At 68.7% G+C, this 16,036-nt stretch carries 11 protein-coding genes and 1 other RNA gene; 7 read left to right on the plus strand and 5 right to left on the minus strand.

Features of this window, described 5'->3' with window-relative positions; all coding sequences use genetic code 11:
• Window positions 1–44: 44 nt before the first annotated feature.
• Window positions 45–466: a transfer-messenger RNA gene (gene ssrA / locus ABD927_RS10175) on the minus strand.
• Window positions 467–984: 518 nt separating this feature from the next.
• On the opposite strand from ssrA, the gene ABD927_RS10180 reads away from it, so the two are divergent.
• From ABD927_RS10180 to ABD927_RS10195, 4 genes are all read left to right on the plus strand, one after another.
• The gene (locus ABD927_RS10180; protein ID WP_345248938.1) at window positions 985–2,316 is read left to right on the plus strand and encodes an HlyD family secretion protein; all 1,332 of its coding nucleotides are present in this window, start codon (window positions 985–987) and stop codon (window positions 2,314–2,316) included.
• Window positions 2,317–2,396: 80 nt separating this feature from the next.
• Window positions 2,397–3,668, plus strand: a complete 1,272-nt coding sequence (locus ABD927_RS10185) for a YyaL domain-containing protein (RefSeq protein ID WP_425570234.1) — start codon at window positions 2,397–2,399, stop codon at window positions 3,666–3,668.
• Window positions 3,668–5,650 carry a glycosyltransferase gene (locus ABD927_RS10190; RefSeq protein WP_345248940.1) on the plus strand — a complete coding sequence of 661 codons (1,983 nt, stop codon included), beginning with the start codon at window positions 3,668–3,670 and terminating at the stop codon, window positions 5,648–5,650. Before ABD927_RS10185 ends, ABD927_RS10190 begins: the two co-directional genes overlap by 1 nt.
• A gap of 26 nt (window positions 5,651–5,676) precedes the next feature.
• On the plus strand, window positions 5,677–7,149 hold the full coding sequence (locus ABD927_RS10195) for an efflux transporter outer membrane subunit (RefSeq protein WP_345248942.1): 1,473 nt from the start codon (window positions 5,677–5,679) through the stop codon (window positions 7,147–7,149).
• A 178-nt stretch (window positions 7,150–7,327) separates the two neighbouring features.
• Here the strand turns inward: ABD927_RS10195 and gph are convergent, their stop codons facing one another.
• The 4 genes from gph to ABD927_RS10215 all read right to left on the minus strand — a co-directional run bounded on the left by gph (window position 7,328) and on the right by ABD927_RS10215 (window position 11,038).
• Window positions 7,328–8,002, minus strand: a complete 675-nt coding sequence (gene gph, locus ABD927_RS10200; protein WP_345248944.1) for a phosphoglycolate phosphatase — start codon at window positions 8,000–8,002, stop codon at window positions 7,328–7,330.
• A gap of 8 nt (window positions 8,003–8,010) precedes the next feature.
• Window positions 8,011–8,736, minus strand: coding sequence for a bifunctional 2-polyprenyl-6-hydroxyphenol methylase/3-demethylubiquinol 3-O-methyltransferase UbiG (gene ubiG / locus ABD927_RS10205; protein WP_345248946.1), 726 nt, complete (start codon window positions 8,734–8,736; stop codon window positions 8,011–8,013).
• A 164-nt stretch (window positions 8,737–8,900) separates the two neighbouring features.
• On the minus strand, window positions 8,901–9,548 hold the full coding sequence (gene ompA / locus ABD927_RS10210) for an outer membrane protein OmpA (protein WP_345248948.1): 648 nt from the start codon (window positions 9,546–9,548) through the stop codon (window positions 8,901–8,903).
• Window positions 9,549–9,649: 101 nt separating this feature from the next.
• Window positions 9,650–11,038: a TRZ/ATZ family hydrolase gene (locus ABD927_RS10215; RefSeq protein ID WP_345248950.1), complete on the minus strand. Its 1,389-nt coding sequence runs from the start codon at window positions 11,036–11,038 to the stop codon at window positions 9,650–9,652.
• Window positions 11,039–11,133: 95 nt separating this feature from the next.
• Here ABD927_RS10215 and gyrA point away from each other — a divergent pair, with 95 nt between their 5' ends.
• The 3 genes from gyrA to pheA are packed head-to-tail and all read left to right on the plus strand — an operon-like array spanning window position 11,134 to window position 16,020.
• Window positions 11,134–13,767: a DNA gyrase subunit A gene (gene gyrA / locus ABD927_RS10220; protein ID WP_345248952.1), complete on the plus strand. Its 2,634-nt coding sequence runs from the start codon at window positions 11,134–11,136 to the stop codon at window positions 13,765–13,767.
• A 44-nt stretch (window positions 13,768–13,811) separates the two neighbouring features.
• Complete coding sequence (serC, locus tag ABD927_RS10225; protein WP_345248954.1) at window positions 13,812–14,945, plus strand: 3-phosphoserine/phosphohydroxythreonine transaminase; 1,134 nt, start codon at window positions 13,812–13,814, stop codon at window positions 14,943–14,945.
• Window positions 14,938–16,020 (plus strand): prephenate dehydratase, encoded by a 1,083-nt coding sequence (gene pheA, locus ABD927_RS10230; RefSeq protein ID WP_345248956.1) that lies wholly within the window; start codon window positions 14,938–14,940, stop codon window positions 16,018–16,020. Before serC ends, pheA begins: the two co-directional genes overlap by 8 nt.
• The last annotated feature ends 16 nt before the right edge of the window (window positions 16,021–16,036 follow it).

Here is a 16,036-nt window from a genome sequence, read left to right on the forward strand (position 1 = left end):
CATTGGGTTTCCCGGCTTTTTGCGGACTTCGATGGAGAGGTAGGTGGTGGAGCCGGCGGGAATTGAACCCGCGTCCGGAAGCCCTCTACAGGCAGTTCTACATGCGTAGTCGGTCTATTTCGATTTAACCGCGGGCTTAGCCAACCGACAGGCCGGCACGCGGCGATTCACGTAATTTGAGCTTGCGCCGTGTGACCCCGGCGCAGGCCGATTCCTTGTGAATGACGCTGCTGCGGTTCAGGATGAACCTGCTTCGGGGGATATAGGCCCTAGACAGGATCCTTAGGAAAGTTGCCCTTCCTCCGCCTGACCCAAGGACAGATCAGTGCAGCGGCTCACCGCTTAAGCGGCGAGAGCGAAACGCTCGTCGTTGGCGTTTATTGCGTGTCCAGTGGTTTTACGAGCTTACTGGTGCTCGGCATGCCCTGCGCTGCTTCGCGACCCCCGTCGAATCCGGTTCGGCCCCGTGATCAGGATTGTAGCCTATGTGGGGGACGGACTCGCCGTTTCAAGGCCCGGCGTCGCCGGCGCGACACTCGGGGCGGCTTTTCCGCAATGCGGAATAAGGGACGCGTTCTTTTCGCCACGCCGTTTGTTAACGACTCTTAGTTTTGCTGCAACCGCCGACGCTGCATCGCGGCGCCGCTCACAGACCTTACACAAGGACACGGCCGCTCACAGTGCGCGGCCCGCAACTTACCTAGCCTGGAGTCGCTCGCCTGTGCGGCACGGCGCAACCTCCACTTGCCGTGTCTGCCTTGCGGGTTTCCAGCCCCGCCGGCGAACGTCAGGTTCGTCCGCGCGGGGGCCGATTGTGCGGCCGGCTCGTCCGGCCCGATATGCGCGACCGGACGCGTCCGCGTCCGGGTTTCGTCGCCGACCCTTATGGGTGATGCCGCGTCGCAGCCTGCCCGCGCTCCACGAGCCCGGGCAGCGGGACCTTGTTGTCTGCGCGCCGGCCGCCCGTTCTTGCGTGAGGATGCCATGAAGGATGAGTTGGATCGCCACGTTGCCTTGCCCGGGCAGCAGCATCAGCCGGGCCAGGGCGAACTGCCGGTGTCGAAAAAGAGAGGGGGCGCGCTCAATGCGCGGCCGCTCTGGCAGGCGGTGCCGCGCCTGGCCAGCTATGGCCTGGTGCTGTTCGGCATCTGGGTGGTGCTGGCCATGATGTTCCCGCCGATGTTCGTGCGTTCGTCCGAACGCGCGGTGGTCAACAGCCCGGTGACGCTGATCACCACGCCGGTGGAGGGCACCGTCACCGGGCAGTCGGTGCCGGTCGGGGCCTCCTTCGCGGCCGGCCAGCCGCTGATGACGCTGCAGAACCCGAACATGGACCGCGCGCTGCTGATGGAGCTGACCGGCAAGCAGCTCGACACCCGCCAGCGCTACGAGGCCGCCCGCGCCAAGCTCGACAACGACGAGGCGCGGCTGGCGCAGGTCAATGGCGAGCTCAAGCGCTACCAGGTGGCCGCCCAGCGCGAGCACGACGCCAAGATCCGCAACATCCAGGCGCGGCTGGACGCGGTGCGCATGCAGGTCTGGCAGCAGGAAGACGTGGTCAACCGCAACCAGGCCATGCAATGGGCGGGCGCGGTCAGCGAGGCCTATACCTCGGCCGCGCGCGCGCAGCTGGCGGCGCTGTCGGGCTCGCGCGAGGCATTGCGCGCGGAGCTGGAAAGCGCGCGCAGCAACAGCCAGGCGGCGCGCGGCAACGTCTACCTGTCGAGCACGGACGGCCCGGTCGGCGCGCTGGCGCAGCGGCGCGACGAACTGCTGTCCGACATCGCGCAGGACAAGGCCGAGCTCGAACAGCTCAGCCAGTACGGCGATTCGGTGGAAAAGCTGGTGGCATCGGAACAGAGCCGGCTGGACCGCGTGTCCAACTACGAGATCAAGGCCTATGCCGCGGGCGTGGTGCAGGACGTGCTGGCGCCGCCCGGCACGCGCGTGGCCGCCGGCGCGACACTGATGCGGGCCACGAATTGCAGCCAGCCGCGCGTGGTGGCGGTATTTCCGCGCAGCCTGAGCCGCAAGCTGCTGCCGGGCGCCAAGGTGACGGTGCGGGTGGACGGCGTGCCGCTGCCGATGACCGGCACGGTGACCGAGATCCTGCCGCGCGCGCCCGACGGCGACCAGGCGCGTTATTTCGTGCCCTTTCCGCCGATCGAGAAGAACGAAATCTACCTGATCGCCAAGCTCGACCGGCCGATGCCCAAGATCGAGCGGACTTCGGGCCAGCTCGACAACTGTGCGCTGGGACATTGGGCCAAGGTGAGCCTGGACAACGCCTGGTGGAACTTCGGGGACATGATTTGAACGCCCCCGACCAGCCGCCGGCAGGGCGCGCGGCGTCTCGCCTGGACGGTGCCGCCCATCGGCATCGACCGCACCAGGCCTTGCTGGCGCTGGCCGCCGGCCTGCTGGCCTGCGGCGCGGCCTTCGCGCAGCCGGCCGCGCCGGCGCCGCGCGAGCAGTTGCTGCAGGCCACCTGCCGCGCCCTCGGCGACCGCGTGTCGGCAGTGCAGGGCACAGGCCCCGCCATGCTGGCCAGCTACGAAGCCGCGCCCGGGGGCGAACCGCTGCCGCCGGCCTTGCAGCAGTCGGCCTTCGTCTACGACAACGCGCTGGCCGGCATCGCGCTGATCGCCTGCGGCCGGGTCGACGCCGCGCGCCGCATCGCCGACGCCATGCTGGCGGCGCTGGCGCGCGACCGGCACTACCGCGACGGCCGGCTGCGCAATGCCTATCGGGCCGGGGCGGTGCCGGACGGCCCGGTGCCGCTGCCGGGCTGGTGGGACGCGCCCAGCAAGCGCTGGTTCGAGGACGCCTACCAGGTCGGCACCGCGACCGGCAACGTGGCCTGGGCCGCGCTGATGCTGCTGGCGGCGCACGAGGCCACCCATGAGCCGCGCTACCTGGACGCAGCCGCCACGCTGATGGGCTGGGTGGAACAGACGGTGTTCGACCCGCAGGCGCCGGCCGGCTTCACCGGCGGCTTCTTCGGCGAAGAAAAGCCGGCGCCGCGGCGCCAGGGCTGGAAATCCACCGAGCACAACGTCGACGCCTACGCGGCCTTCCACTGGCTGGCGCTGCGTACCGGCGATGCGCGCTGGCCGGCCGCGGCGCAGCGCGCGCGGGCCTTCGTCCAAGCCATGTGGCAGCCGGGCGAAGGCCGCTTCATCATCGGCACCAACGACGACGGCCGCACGCCCAACGCCGGCCCGTCGGCGCTCGACGCGACCATCTGGCCGCTGATCGCGATTCCCGACGCCGCGGGCGGCTGGCGCCGCGCGCTGGACTGGACGCGCGCGCGCCACGCCGTCGACGGCGGCTACGGCTTCAAGGGCGACCCGGACGGCATCTGGACCGAAGGCACCGGCCAGGCGGCGCTGGTGCTGCGCGCCAGCGGGCTCGACGCCGAAGCCGAAAGCCTGTGGCCGCTACTGCTGGCGCAGCGCTCGCCCTCCGGGATGCTGTTCGCCACTCCGACCAAGCGCGTCAGCACGGGCCTGTCGATCGGGCCCGATTCGACCGGCGAGGACTTCTTCTATTTCCATCTGCCCCATCTGGGCGCGACCGCCTGGGCCGCGCTCGCCGCGGCCGGCTGGAACCCGTTTCAACCGGCCGGGCGCCGCACCGCGGCGGCCGGCATCTCGAAGGAACGATGATGTTCGAATTCTTCCTGGAAGGGCCGACGCTGGTCGAGATCAACGCCGGCGCGCTGTTCATCGCCATCATGTGCCTGCGCGGCGACCGGCGGCGGGCCGCCGACCGCTGGCTGTTCGGCGCGGCGGCCGCCGTGCTGCTGCTGGTGTACTACACCTGGCGCTGGCAGGTGACGCTGCCGGAATGGCGGCTCGATTTCCCCAGCGTCTGGGCGCACGCCTTCTTCGGCTTCGAAAGCCTGACCATCGCCTACACCCTGATCTCGATCGTGACGCTGACGCGCACCAGCGACCACAGCGCCGCCGCCGACGCGGGCGAGGCGCGCCTGCGCCGGGCGCGCGAGGTGCCGGCGGTCGACATCTTCATCGCTACCTACAACGAAGGCCTCGAGGTACTGGAGAAGACCATCGTCTCGGCGTTGGCGATCGACTACCCGAATTTCCGCGTCTGGGTGCTGGACGATACGCGGCGCGACTGGCTCAAGGCCTTCTGCGAGAAGGTCGGCGCCTATTACGTGACGCGTCCCGACAATGCGCACGCCAAGGCCGGCAACCTGAACAACGGGCTGCGCCACAGCGCCGAGCGCTTCGGCGGCGGCGCGCCGTTCATCATGGTGCTGGACGCCGATTTCGCGCCCAACAAGAAAATCCTGCTGCGCACCATCGGCCTGTTCGACGATCCGGAAGTGGGCGTGGTGCAGACGCCGCAGTTCTACTACAACGCCGACCCCATCCAGTACAACCTGCGCTCGGGCGAGAGCTGGGTGGACGAGCAGCGCGCCTTCTTCGACGTGATGCAGCCGGCCAAGGACGCCTGGGACACGGCGTTCTGCATCGGCACCTCGTTCGTGGTGCGGCGCGATGCGCTGGCGCGGATCGGCGGCTTCCCCACCGGCACCGTCACCGAAGACATCCACCTCACCTATCGCCTGATGCCGCACGGCTACGTCACGCGCTGGCTCAACGAGCGGCTGAGCGTGGGGCTGTCGGCCGAAGGGCTGCCCGAGTACATCAGCCAGCGCAGCCGCTGGGGCCTGGGCACCATCCAGGTGGCGCTGACCGCCGACGGGCCGCTGCGCGGGCGCGGCTATACCTTCCTGCAGCGCCTGCACTACGTGCACGGCCTGCTGCACTGGATCAGCCGGCCCTTCACGTTGATGCTGCTGGTCGGACCGCTGCTGTACTGGTATTTCGACGTGCCCACGCTGTACGGCGACCCGCTGCAGTTCCTGGCCTACGGCGTGCCGGCGCTGCTCTTGTACTGGGCTTACAGCATCTGGATCACCGGTTCGCGCGCCTTGCCGATCTTTACCGAGGTGACCCAGATCGTCGCCGCGCTGGCGGTCACCGCCACGCTGGCCAGCGCGCTGTTCAAGCCCTTCGGCCGGCCGTTCAAGGTCACCAACAAGGGCCTGGATCGCTCGAAGCTGGTGGTGCACGGCAAGTTCGCGCTGCTGTACGGCGGCCTGTTCGCGCTGGCCGGGCTGGGCCTGGGGCGCGCGGTGGCGGCCGACGCGGCGGCCGCCGGGCTGCTGTTCAACGTCTTCTGGACGGTGATTTCGATGGTGCTGCACCTGGCCTCGCTGCTGGTGTGCTTCGAGCTGCCGCGGCCACGCAAGGAAGAGCGTTTCCCGCATCGCGAGCGCGCATCGCTGCGGCTGCCGGACGGCCCCGGCGGCAAGGCGCGCGAGCTGGGCTGCGTGACGCGCGACCTGTCGTGCAACGGCGTGGCGCTGCTGTGCGACGAGGCGGACAGCGTCGCGCCCGGCAGCACCGGCCTGGTATGGCTGAGTTCGGTCGGCTGGATGCGATGCACCGTCGCGCGCAGGCACGGCCGCCTGCTCGGCGTCGCGCTGCAACCCGACATGGCGGCCCGCCATGGGCTGATCCGCCTGTTGTTCAGCCAGCCCGCGCACAACATTGCCGACAGCGGCCGGCCGCGCCTGGCCATCGCCAGCCTGATCCAGCGCGCTTTCTCCGGCTAGCTGGTCCAAGACGAAGGAATAAGAACATGAGCAGAACGCAACGCAAACTCGCCCGCTGCGGCGGCGCGGCCCTGTCGCTGTCGCTGGCCGCCTGCACCTCGATGCAGCCGGCCTACCAGCGGCCGGCCCAGCCGGTGCCGAACAAATATCCCACCGGCGCGGCCTATACCGGCAGCACCGCGCGGACGACCGCGACGCCGGCGGCCAGCCTGGGATGGCAGGACTTCTTCGGCGACGAACGGCTGCGCCGGCTGATCCAGATCGCGCTCGACAACAACCGCGATCTGCGCATCGCCACGCTGTCCATCGAGCAGGCGCGGGCGCAATACCGCATCCAGCGCGCGGCCCAGTTTCCGGCCATCGGCGCCAACGTGGGGCTGCTCAGCCAGCACGTGCCGGCCGACGTGCGCGCGCCCGGCGTGGAGGCCGTGCAGAACCAGTTCACGGCCGGCGTCGGCTTCAGCGCTTTCGAGCTGGACGTGTTCGGGCGCGTGCGCAGCCTGCGCGACGCGGCGCTCCAGCAGTACCTCGCCATAGCCGAGGTGCGCCGCAGCGCGCAGATCAGCCTGGTGGCCGAAGTGGCCAGCGCCTACCTGACCCTGCAGGCCGACCAGGCCCTGCTCAGGCTTTCCCAGGAGACCCTGAACACGCAGCAGTCGGCGGTCGACATGATCGCGCGCAGCCAGCGCGCCGGCGGCATGGCCGACATCGACATGCACCGTGCCCGGACCCAGCTGGAAACCGCGCGCGTCGGCGTCGAGCAATACAGCCGCCAGGTGGCCCAGGACCAGAACGCGCTAGGCGTGCTGCTGGGGCGGCCGCTGCCCCAGGACCTGATGCCGCCGCCCGAATTCGACGATGCCTCGGTGGCAGAGCTGCCCGCCGGGCTGCCGTCGACGCTGCTGGAACAGCGGCCCGACATCGTCGCCGCCGAGCATCGCCTGCGCGCCGCCAATGCCAATATCGGCGCGGCCCGCGCGGCGTTCTTTCCCACCATTACGCTGACGGCGGCGGTGGGCGTGGCAAGCAGCACGCTGGCCGGGCTGTTCAGCGGCGGCATGGGCGCCTGGGCCCTGGCGCCCCAGCTCAGCGTGCCGATCTTCACCGGCGGCGCCAACCAGGCCAATCTCGATGCGGCGCAGGCGCTGCGCGACATCAATGTCGCGCTCTACGAGCGCACCGTGCAGCAGGCTTTCCGCGAGGTGGCCGACGGGCTGGCCGCGCGTGGCACCTACGACCGCCAGGCCGCCGCGCAACAGGCCTTGATCGACGAGATCGTCGAAAACCGCCGGCTGTCGGACATGCGATTCCACAACGGCGTCGACGACTATTTCCCGGTGTTCGACGCCCAGCGCCAGCTATATACGGCGCAGCAGACCCTGGTCACGATCCAGCTGGCGCGGCTGACCAGCCGGGTCGCCCTGTACAAGGCGCTCGGCGGCGGCTGGACGCGTGTCACGGTGGCCGGCAACGCGCCGCCGCCGGCCCCGGCACGATAGCCCGGAAGACGCCGTCCGGACTCCCCGGCCCGGGCAACCCTGCGATATTCCCGGAAAACGAAACGAATACCCCGGGGTAATTACCGCGGTCCGTAAAACCGCGGTTTTTATTTTCATGCGGTTTTAAGAAAACGGCCTTGCCGTATACCGGCCGAATCGCCGCGCCATCCGGTCGTGATCAGGACATTCCCGGAAAACGGAATGTTTCAATAGCGGGCCTTAACTCCGCGACCGCCTGCACCACCGCGTCGGCGCCCCAATTGGCGACCGGTTCGCCGTCGCCGCTATAGCCGTAGGCGACCGCGATCGTCTTCATGCCGGCCGTGCGCCCGGCCTGCACGTCGCGCAGGTCGTCGCCCACGTATACGCAGCTGGCCGGCGCCGCGCCGGCGCTGCGGGCCGCATGCAGCAGCGGCTCGGGGTGCGGCTTGGAAAACGGCGTGGTATCGCCGCACACCACGACCGCGGCGTGTTCGGCCAGCGCCAGGTGATCCACCAGCGGCAGCGCCAGCCGGGTGATTTTGTTGGTGACGATGCCCCAGCGCAAGCCATCGGCGCGCAGCGCCTCCAGCAGTTCGACCACGCCGGGGAACAGCCGCGTATGCACGGCGATGTCGCGCGCATAGTCTTCCAGGAACTGCTGCCTGGCGGCCTCGTAGCCCGGCGATTCGGGCGTGATGCCGAGCGCGACGCGCAGCAGCCCGCGCGCGCCGTGCGAGGCCATCGGGCGCAGGCGCTCGTAGGGCAGGGGCTCCAGCCCGCGCCGCAGCCGCTGCCGGTTGGCGGCGGCTGCCAGGTCGGGCGCGGTATCGGCCAGGGTGCCGTCGAAGTCGAACAGGACGAGCGGTTTCATCGGCATCGTCATACCCGCTCCAGCGCGACCATGTAATTGACGCTGCAATCGGCCGTCAGGCTGTAGCGCCTGGACAGCGGGTTGTATTCCAGGCCCTTGAGCGCCTCCGGCTGCAGGCCGGCGCGGCGCGCCGCGCCGATCAATTCGCTGGGCCGGATGAAATGTTCGTACGAATGCGTACCTTTCGGTACCAATTGCAGCAGGTATTCGGCGCCGATGATCGCGAACAGGAAGGATTTGGCGTTGCGATTGATGGTGGAGAAAAATACCCGGCCGCCCGGCCGCGCCAATACGGCGCAGGCGCGGATGATGGATTCGGGATCCGGCACGTGCTCCAGCACTTCCATGCAAGTGACCACGTCGAAACTGCCGGGCTGGTCCGCCGCCAGCTGCTCGACCGCCACGCGTCGATAATCCACCTGAATCCCGGTTTCCAGGCTGTGCAGCCGCGCGACTTTCAGCGATTTGTCGGCCAGGTCGATGCCGGTAACGATCGCGCCGCGCGCCGCCATGCTTTCGGCCAGAATCCCGCCGCCGCAGCCGACGTCTAGTATCCGCTTATTGCCCAGGCCTTGCGCAGTCTGGCTGATCCATTCCAGCCGGAGCGGATTGATCGCATGCAGCGGTTTGAATTCGCTTTCCGGATCCCACCAGCGCGAGGCCAGTGCGCTGAATTTGGCGAGTTCGGCGGCATCGGCGTTGACGGTATCGGAGGAGGGGATCGGGGCGCTCATGGCGGGACTCCGAAAAAGCAGCATGGAAAATAAAAAAACCCCGCAGTGGCCTAACCTGCGGGGTTTCGTTCAGGCGGCGCCGGATCGAGGCGCGCCGCCGGCGGCCTTGCGGCCGAGGGCTCTTCAGCGTGGCTGCGGAGCCCTGGCCGTGGCCGCGATCCCGCTCAGCGGGAACGGCTGCCGACGACTTCGATTTCGACGCGGCGGTTCTTGGCACGGCCGGCGGCGGTGCGGTTGTCGGCCACGGGTTGCGTTTCGCCCTTGCCTTCCGTGTAAATACGGTTGGCTTCGATGCCCTTGCTGACCAGATAGGCCTTCACGGCTTCGGCGCGACGCACCGACAGGCGCTGGTTATAGGCTTCGGTGCCGATCGAGTCGGTGTGGCCGACGGCGATCACCACTTCGAGGCTGATACCCTTGATCTGGTTGACCAGTTCGTCGAGGCGGGTACGGGCTTCGGGCTTGACCACGGCCTTGTCGAAGTCGAACAGCGCGTCGGCCGAGTAGGTGACCTTTTCGCTGACCGGAACGGCAGGAGCGGGAGCGGGCGCGGGAGGAGGCGGGGGCGGCGCCGGGGTCGGGGCAGGAGCAGCCGCAACCTTCAGCGCGCCATCGCAGGACGGATCGGCGGTGGCCGGCGTCCAGAATCCATTGCGCCAGCACAGGCCCGTGCTGTTTTTGACGAGAGGACCACCGGCGGACACCCAGTTGTCGTTGGTCTTGCCGGTTTGTGCAGCAGTGGTCACGCCCGAGGCCGTCACGGCAGCGAAGGCGAGCGCCAGAGAGATTCCAACTTTGGAGCGTTTGTTCATGTTTCTCCTCTTAGCTTAAACGAAACTCGCAGCGAACCCCCGCCGCAACATGGACAAATACGGGGTCAGTATAGCATCCGGCCCGTTCCATCCGGCTTTCCTCACTGTTGCTCATCCCTGCAAAAGTAAGGGTTTGTGCCAGAAATAATAGCGGCCGCGCGGTGGTGCCACTGCTGAATTCGGCACAATATCGCGTTCAATTCTCTATTTGACGAGCTTTTGATCAGTTGTAGTTTTTTCGCAACTGAATTGCCGTCTATCCATACTTCCTCGACGTCTTCGCGGCCGGCCGCATAAACCACGTGCGAAGCGGCGTCGAACACGGGCAATTGGTGTGCCGCGTCGAGCCGGATCGATACCAGGTCGGCCCGCTTGCCGACCTCGATCGAGCCGATTTCGTCGTCGCGGCCGAGCGCGCGGGCGCCCGCCAGCGTGGCCGCGCGCAGCGCTTCGTGCGCCGGCAGCGCGGCCGCATCGCCGCTCTGCCCTTTCGCCAGCAGCGCCGCCAGGCGCGTATCGCCCAGCAGGTCGAGCCGGTTGTTGCTGGCCGCGCCGTCGGTGCCGATGCCGACGTTGACGCCGGCGGCCAGCAGCGCGCCGACCGGCGCCAGGCCGCTGGCCAGTTTCAGGTTGGAGGCGGGGCAATGCGCAACGTGCGCGCCGTGCCCGGCCAGCAGGGCGATGTCGGCGGCGTCCAGGTGGACGGCATGGACGCCGATCAGGCGCGGCGACAGCAGGCCCAGGGCGGCCAGCCGCGCGGTCGGCCGCATGCCGGTGCGGGCCAGCGCCTCGGCCACCTCGTCGCGGGTTTCCTGCAGGTGGATGGCGATCGGCACGTCGAGTTCTTCGGCCAGTTCGCCGATGCGGGAGAGAGCGGCGTCGCCCACGGTGTAAGGCGCATGCGGGGCGAACATGAAGCGCAGCAGCGGTTCGTCGCGGAATTGCTCGCGCGCGGCCAGGCCCTTGGCCAGGTAGTCGTCGGCATCGGACGCGTAGGGCGTGGGGAAGTCGATCACCGTCATGCCGACGGTGGCCCGCAGGCCGACCGCCAGCGCGGCGCGCGCCACCTCGTCGGGATGGAAATACATGTCGGCGCAGCAGGTGACGCCGCCGGCCAGCATTTCGGCGAAGGCCAGCACGCTGCCGTCGTAGACGAACTCGGGCGACATCAGTTTGCCTTCGAGCGGCCAGATGCGTTCGCGCAGCCAGGTCATCAGCGGCAGGTCGTCGCCGGCGCCGCGCAGCAGGCTCATGGCCGCGTGCGCGTGCAGATTGACCAGGCCCGGGATCAGTACCTGCCCGCGCAGCGTGCGGGCAGGCGCGCCGGGGTAGCGGCGCGCCAGTTCGGCGTGCGGCGCGATGGCGGTGATGCGGCCGCCGCGCAGCGCCAGCCCGTGGCCGGCCAGCACCGTGGCGGCGGGTTCGACCGGGATGATCCAGTCGGGCAGCAGCAGCGTGGCGTCGGTCGCGGTGTCGGGCGGGATGGGCATGGCGGCGGCTACGGAGGCGGTGCGGGTATTACAGCACGGAGCGGCCGGGGGCCGGGGTGCTAAACTCACGAGCTTCGCCTTCCAGCAGTCTGCCCATGGATTCCTTCGCCAAGGAAACGCTTCCGGTCTCCCTTGAAGAGGAGATGCGCCGCAGCTACCTCGACTACGCCATGAGCGTGATCGTGGGCCGCGCGCTGCCCGACGTGCGGGACGGCCTCAAGCCGGTCCACCGCCGCGTGCTGTACGCCATGCACGAACTCAACAACGATTGGAACCGGGCCTACAAGAAGTCGGCGCGCATCGTCGGCGACGTGATCGGTAAATACCATCCGCACGGCGACCAGGCCGTCTACGACACCATCGTCCGCATGGCGCAGCCGTTTTCGCTGCGCTACATGCTGATCGACGGCCAGGGCAACTTCGGCTCGGTCGACGGCGACGGCGCCGCGGCCATGCGCTACACCGAAATCCGCCTGTCGAAGATCGCCCACGAACTGCTGGCCGACATCGACCAGGAAACCGTCGATTTCGGCCCCAACTACGACGGCAGCGAAAAAGAACCGCTACTGCTGCCCTCGCGCCTGCCCAACCTGCTGGTCAACGGCAGCTCGGGCATCGCCGTCGGCATGGCCACCAACATTCCGCCGCACAACCTGGCCGAGGTGATCGACGGCTGCCTGTTCTGCCTGCGCAACCCCGAATGCACGGTCGATGAACTGATCGAGATCATCCCGGCGCCCGATTTCCCCACCGGCGGCACGATCTACGGCATGTCGGGCGTGCGCGAAGGCTACCGCACCGGCCGCGGCCGCGTGGTGATGCGCGCCAAGACCCATTTCGAAGACGTCGACCGCGCCGGCGGCCGCCAGGCCATCGTGGTCGACGAGATCCCGTACCAGGTCAACAAGCGTTCGCTGCTGGAACGGATCGCCGAGCTGGTCAACGAAAAGAAGGTCGAGGGCATTTCCGACATCCGCGACGAGTCCGACAAGGACGGCATGCGCGTGGTGATCGAATTGAAGCGCGGCGAAGTGCCCGAGGTGGTGCTGAACAACCTGTACAAGAACACGCAGCTGCAGGACACCTTCGGCATGAACCTGGTGGCGCTGGTCGACGGCCAGCCGCGGCTGCTGAACCTGAAGCAGATGGTGGAGTACTTCCTTGCGCACCGGCGCGAGGTGGTCACCCGCCGCACGGTGTTCCAGCTGCGCAAGGCGCGCGAGCGCGGCCACGTGCTGGAAGGCCTGGCGGTGGCGCTGGCCAACATCGACGACTTCATCGCCATCATCAAGGCTGCGCCCACGCCGCCCATCGCGCGCCAGGAGCTGATGGCGCGCGCCTGGGATTCGTCGCTGGTGCGCGAAATGCTGTCGCGCGCCGAGGGCGGCAGCGAGGCCTACCGGCCCGAGAACCTGCCGGCCGGCTACGGCATGCAGGACGACGGCTTGTACCGGCTCAGCGATACCCAGGCGCAGGAAATCCTGAACATGCGCCTGCAGCGCCTGACCGGCCTGGAGCAGGACAAGATCGTGGGCGAGTACAAGGACGTGATGGCCGCCATCGCCGACCTGCTCGACATCCTGGGCAAGCCGGCGCGCGTGACGGCCATCATCGGCGACGAGCTGGCCGCCATCAAGGCCGAGTTCGGCACCGACGCGAAAGACACCCGCCGCTCCCACATCGAGCGCAACGCCACCGAGCTCGACACCGAAGACCTCATCACGCCCACCGACATGGTGGTCACGCTGTCGCATGGCGGCTACATCAAGAGCCAGCCGCTGTCGGAATACCGCGCGCAGAAACGCGGCGGCCGCGGCAAGCAGGCCACGGCCACCAAGGAAGACGACTGGATCGACCAGCTCTTCATCGCCAACACGCACGACCACATCCTGTGCTTCAGCAACCGCGGCCGGGTCTACTGGCTGAAGGTATGGGAAGTGCCGCAGGGCACGCGCAATTCGCGCGGCCGGCCGATCGTCAACATGTTCCCGCTGTCCGAAGGCGAGAAGATCACGGTGGTGCTGCCGGTCAAGGCCTTCTCCGAAGACCACTACGTGTTCATGGCCACCGCCAAGGGCACGGTCAAGAAGACCCCGCTGTCCGACTTCTCCAATCCGCGCAAGGCCGGCATCATCGCGGTCGACCTGGACGACGGCGACTACCTGATCGGCGCTTCGCTCACCGACGGCAAGCACGACGTGATGCTGTTTTCCGATGCCGGCAAGGCCGTGCGCTTCGACGAGAACGACGTGCGCCCGATGGGCCGCACCGCGCGCGGCGTGCGCGGCATGACGCTGGAGGAAAGCCACACCGTGATCGCGCTGCTGGTGGCCGGCAGCGAAACCCAGGGCGTGCTGACCGCCACCGAGAACGGCTACGGCAAGCGCACCCCGATCGGCGAATACACGCGCCACGGCCGCGGCACCAAGGGCATGATCGCGATCCAGACCACCGAGCGCAACGGCAAGGTGGTGGGCGCCGTGCTGGTCGACCCGGCCGACGAGATCATGCTGATCACCACCGGCGGCGTGCTGGTGCGCACCCGCGTGGCCGAGATCCGCGAGATGGGCCGCGCCACGCAGGGCGTGACGCTGATCAACGTCGATGAAGGCACGCGGCTGTCGGGCGTGCAGCGCGTGGTCGAATCCGATACCGAGGAAGCCGACGCGGGCGCCGCGCCGGCCGCCGACGAGGGCGCGGGCGCCGCCCCGGCGCCCGGCGCCGAATGACGGCGCCGGGCGCCGGTCCCGCCAATTTCCATCGCCAATCCGCCATGAAGAAACGACCGTACAACTTCTCCGCCGGGCCGGCCGCCTTGCCCGAGCCGGTGCTGCAGCAGGCCGCCGAGGAAATGCTCGACTGGCACGGCAGCGGCATGTCGGTGATGGAAATGAGCCATCGCGGCAAGCAGTTCACCCGGATCTGCGACGAGGCCGAGGCCGACCTGCGCGAGCTGCTGTCGATTCCCGACGACTACGCCGCGCTGTTCATGCAGGGCGGCGGCCTGGGCGAGAACGCCATCCTGCCGCTGAACCTGATCGGCCGCCGCGGCGCGCGCGCCGCCGACTTCGTCGTCAGCGGCTCGTGGTCGGCCAAGTCGTTCAAGGAGGCCGAGCGCTACGGCGACGTGCGCATGGCCGCCGGCAGCCAGTCCTGCGCCGTGATCGACGGCTGCGAGCAGGCGCCGTGGACCTACATGCCCGACCCCGCCACATGGAACGTGCGGCCCGAGGCCAGTTTCGTGCACCTGTGCAGCAACGAGACCATCGGCGGCGTCGAATTCATGGAATGGCCGGATCCGGCCTCGCTCGGCGCGCCCGACACCGTGCTGACGGTGGATGCCTCCTCGCACATCCTGTCGCGGCCGATGGACGTGACCCGCGCCGGCGTGATCTATGCCGGCGCGCAGAAGAACGTCGGCCCGGCCGGCGTGACGCTGGTCATCGTGCGCAAAGACCTGCTGGGCCACGCGCTGCCGGTCTGCCCGTCGGCCTTCGACTACGCGCTGGTGGCGGCCAACGATTCGCGCTTCAACACGCCGCCCACCTACGGCATCTACATCGCCGGGCTGGTGTTCAAGTGGCTCAAGCAGCAGGGCGGGGTGGCCGGCATCGAGGCCGTCAACCGCGCCAAGGCCGAACTGCTGTACGGCTACCTCGACAGCACCGCGTTCTATCGCAACCCGGTGCACCCGTCGGTGCGCTCGCGCATGAACGTGCCCTTCCTGCTGCACGACGAATCGCTCAATGCCGAATTCCTGGCCCAGGCCGATGCGGCCGGGCTGCTGCAGCTCAAGGGCCACAAGAGCGTGGGCGGCATGCGCGCCTCCATCTACAACGCGATGCCGCTGGCCGGCGTGCAGGCCCTGGTCGATTTCATGAAGGAGTTCGAGCGCCGCCATGGATGACGCCCTGATGAAGAAGCTCGTGCCGCTGCGCGAACGCATCGACGAGCTCGACGCCCGCATCCTGGAACTGCTGACCGAGCGCGCCCGCACGGCGCTGCAGGTGGGCGAGGCCAAGCAGCACGTGCAGGGGCCGGTGTTCCGCCCCGAGCGCGAGGCGCAGGTGATCCGCCGGCTGCAGCAGCTCAACGGCGGCCCGCTGCCGGCGTCGTCGGTGGCGGCCATCTGGGCCGAGATCATGTCGGCCTGCCGCGCGCTGGAGCAGCCGGCGCGCGTGGCCTACCTCGGCCCCGAGGGCACGTATTCCGAACAGGCCGCGCTGGAGCATTTCGGCCATGCGATCGAGCCGCAGCCCTGCGCCAGCTTCGACGACGTGGTGCGCGCGGTCGAAACCGGCCGCGCCGATTTCGGCATGGTGGCGGTCGAGAATTCCAACGAAGGCGCGGTCAACCGCACGCTCGACCTGCTGCTGACGGCGTCGGTCAAGGTGCTGGGCGAACGTTCGATCGACATCCGCCACTGCCTGATGACGCGCAGCGGCACGTTGGAAGGCGTCACGCGCGTGCTCGCCCATCCGCAGGCGCTGGCGCAGTGCCGCGGCTGGCTCACCGCCAATCATCCCGGGCTGGCCTGCGAGCCGGCCGCCAGCAATGCCGAGGCCGCGCGCCTGGCGGCGCAGGATCCGTCGCTGGCCGCCATCGCCGGCGAGCAGGCGGCCCGTCACTGGAAGCTGGGCATCGTCGCAGCCGGCATCCAGGACGATCCGCACAACCGCACGCGCTTCCTGGCCATCGGCCAGACCGACCCCGGGCGCTCGGGCCGCGACAAGACCAGCCTGATCCTGGCGGTGCCGAACCGCGCCGGCGCGGTGTACCGGATGCTGGCGCCGCTGGCCGAGAACAATGTGTCGATGACCCGGCTGGAGTCGCGTCCGGCGCGCACCGGCGAGTGGGAATATTATTTCTACGTCGACGTCGAAGGGCATCGCGAAGACCCGAACGTCGCGGCGGCGCTGGCCGCCCTGCAGCAGCAGGCGGCGTTCTTCAAAGTGCTGGGCTCCTACCCGAGGTGTCCCTGAGGCGCCGCGCGGATCG

The sequence above is a fragment of the Pigmentiphaga soli genome, assembly GCF_039541095.1.
Taxonomy (GTDB): domain Bacteria; phylum Pseudomonadota; class Gammaproteobacteria; order Burkholderiales; family Burkholderiaceae_B; genus Pigmentiphaga; species Pigmentiphaga soli.

Bases quoted from the DNA above. Each gene is read 5' to 3' on its own strand.
- serC (WP_345248954.1), top strand. From the start codon at position 13,812: ATGAAGAAACGACCGTACAACTTCTCCGCCGGGCCGGCCGCCTTGCCC.
- ABD927_RS10180 (WP_345248938.1), top strand. From the start codon at position 985: ATGAAGGATGAGTTGGATCGCCACGTTGCCTTGCCCGGGCAGCAGCAT.
- gph (WP_345248944.1), bottom strand. From the start codon at position 8,002: ATGAAACCGCTCGTCCTGTTCGACTTCGACGGCACCCTGGCCGATACC.
- gyrA (WP_345248952.1), top strand. From the start codon at position 11,134: ATGGATTCCTTCGCCAAGGAAACGCTTCCGGTCTCCCTTGAAGAGGAG.
- ABD927_RS10195 (WP_345248942.1), top strand. From the start codon at position 5,677: ATGAGCAGAACGCAACGCAAACTCGCCCGCTGCGGCGGCGCGGCCCTG.
- pheA (WP_345248956.1), top strand. From the start codon at position 14,938: ATGGATGACGCCCTGATGAAGAAGCTCGTGCCGCTGCGCGAACGCATC.
- ompA (WP_345248948.1), bottom strand. From the start codon at position 9,548: ATGAACAAACGCTCCAAAGTTGGAATCTCTCTGGCGCTCGCCTTCGCT.
- ABD927_RS10215 (WP_345248950.1), bottom strand. From the start codon at position 11,038: ATGCCCATCCCGCCCGACACCGCGACCGACGCCACGCTGCTGCTGCCC.
- ABD927_RS10190 (WP_345248940.1), top strand. From the start codon at position 3,668: ATGTTCGAATTCTTCCTGGAAGGGCCGACGCTGGTCGAGATCAACGCC.
- ubiG (WP_345248946.1), bottom strand. From the start codon at position 8,736: ATGAGCGCCCCGATCCCCTCCTCCGATACCGTCAACGCCGATGCCGCC.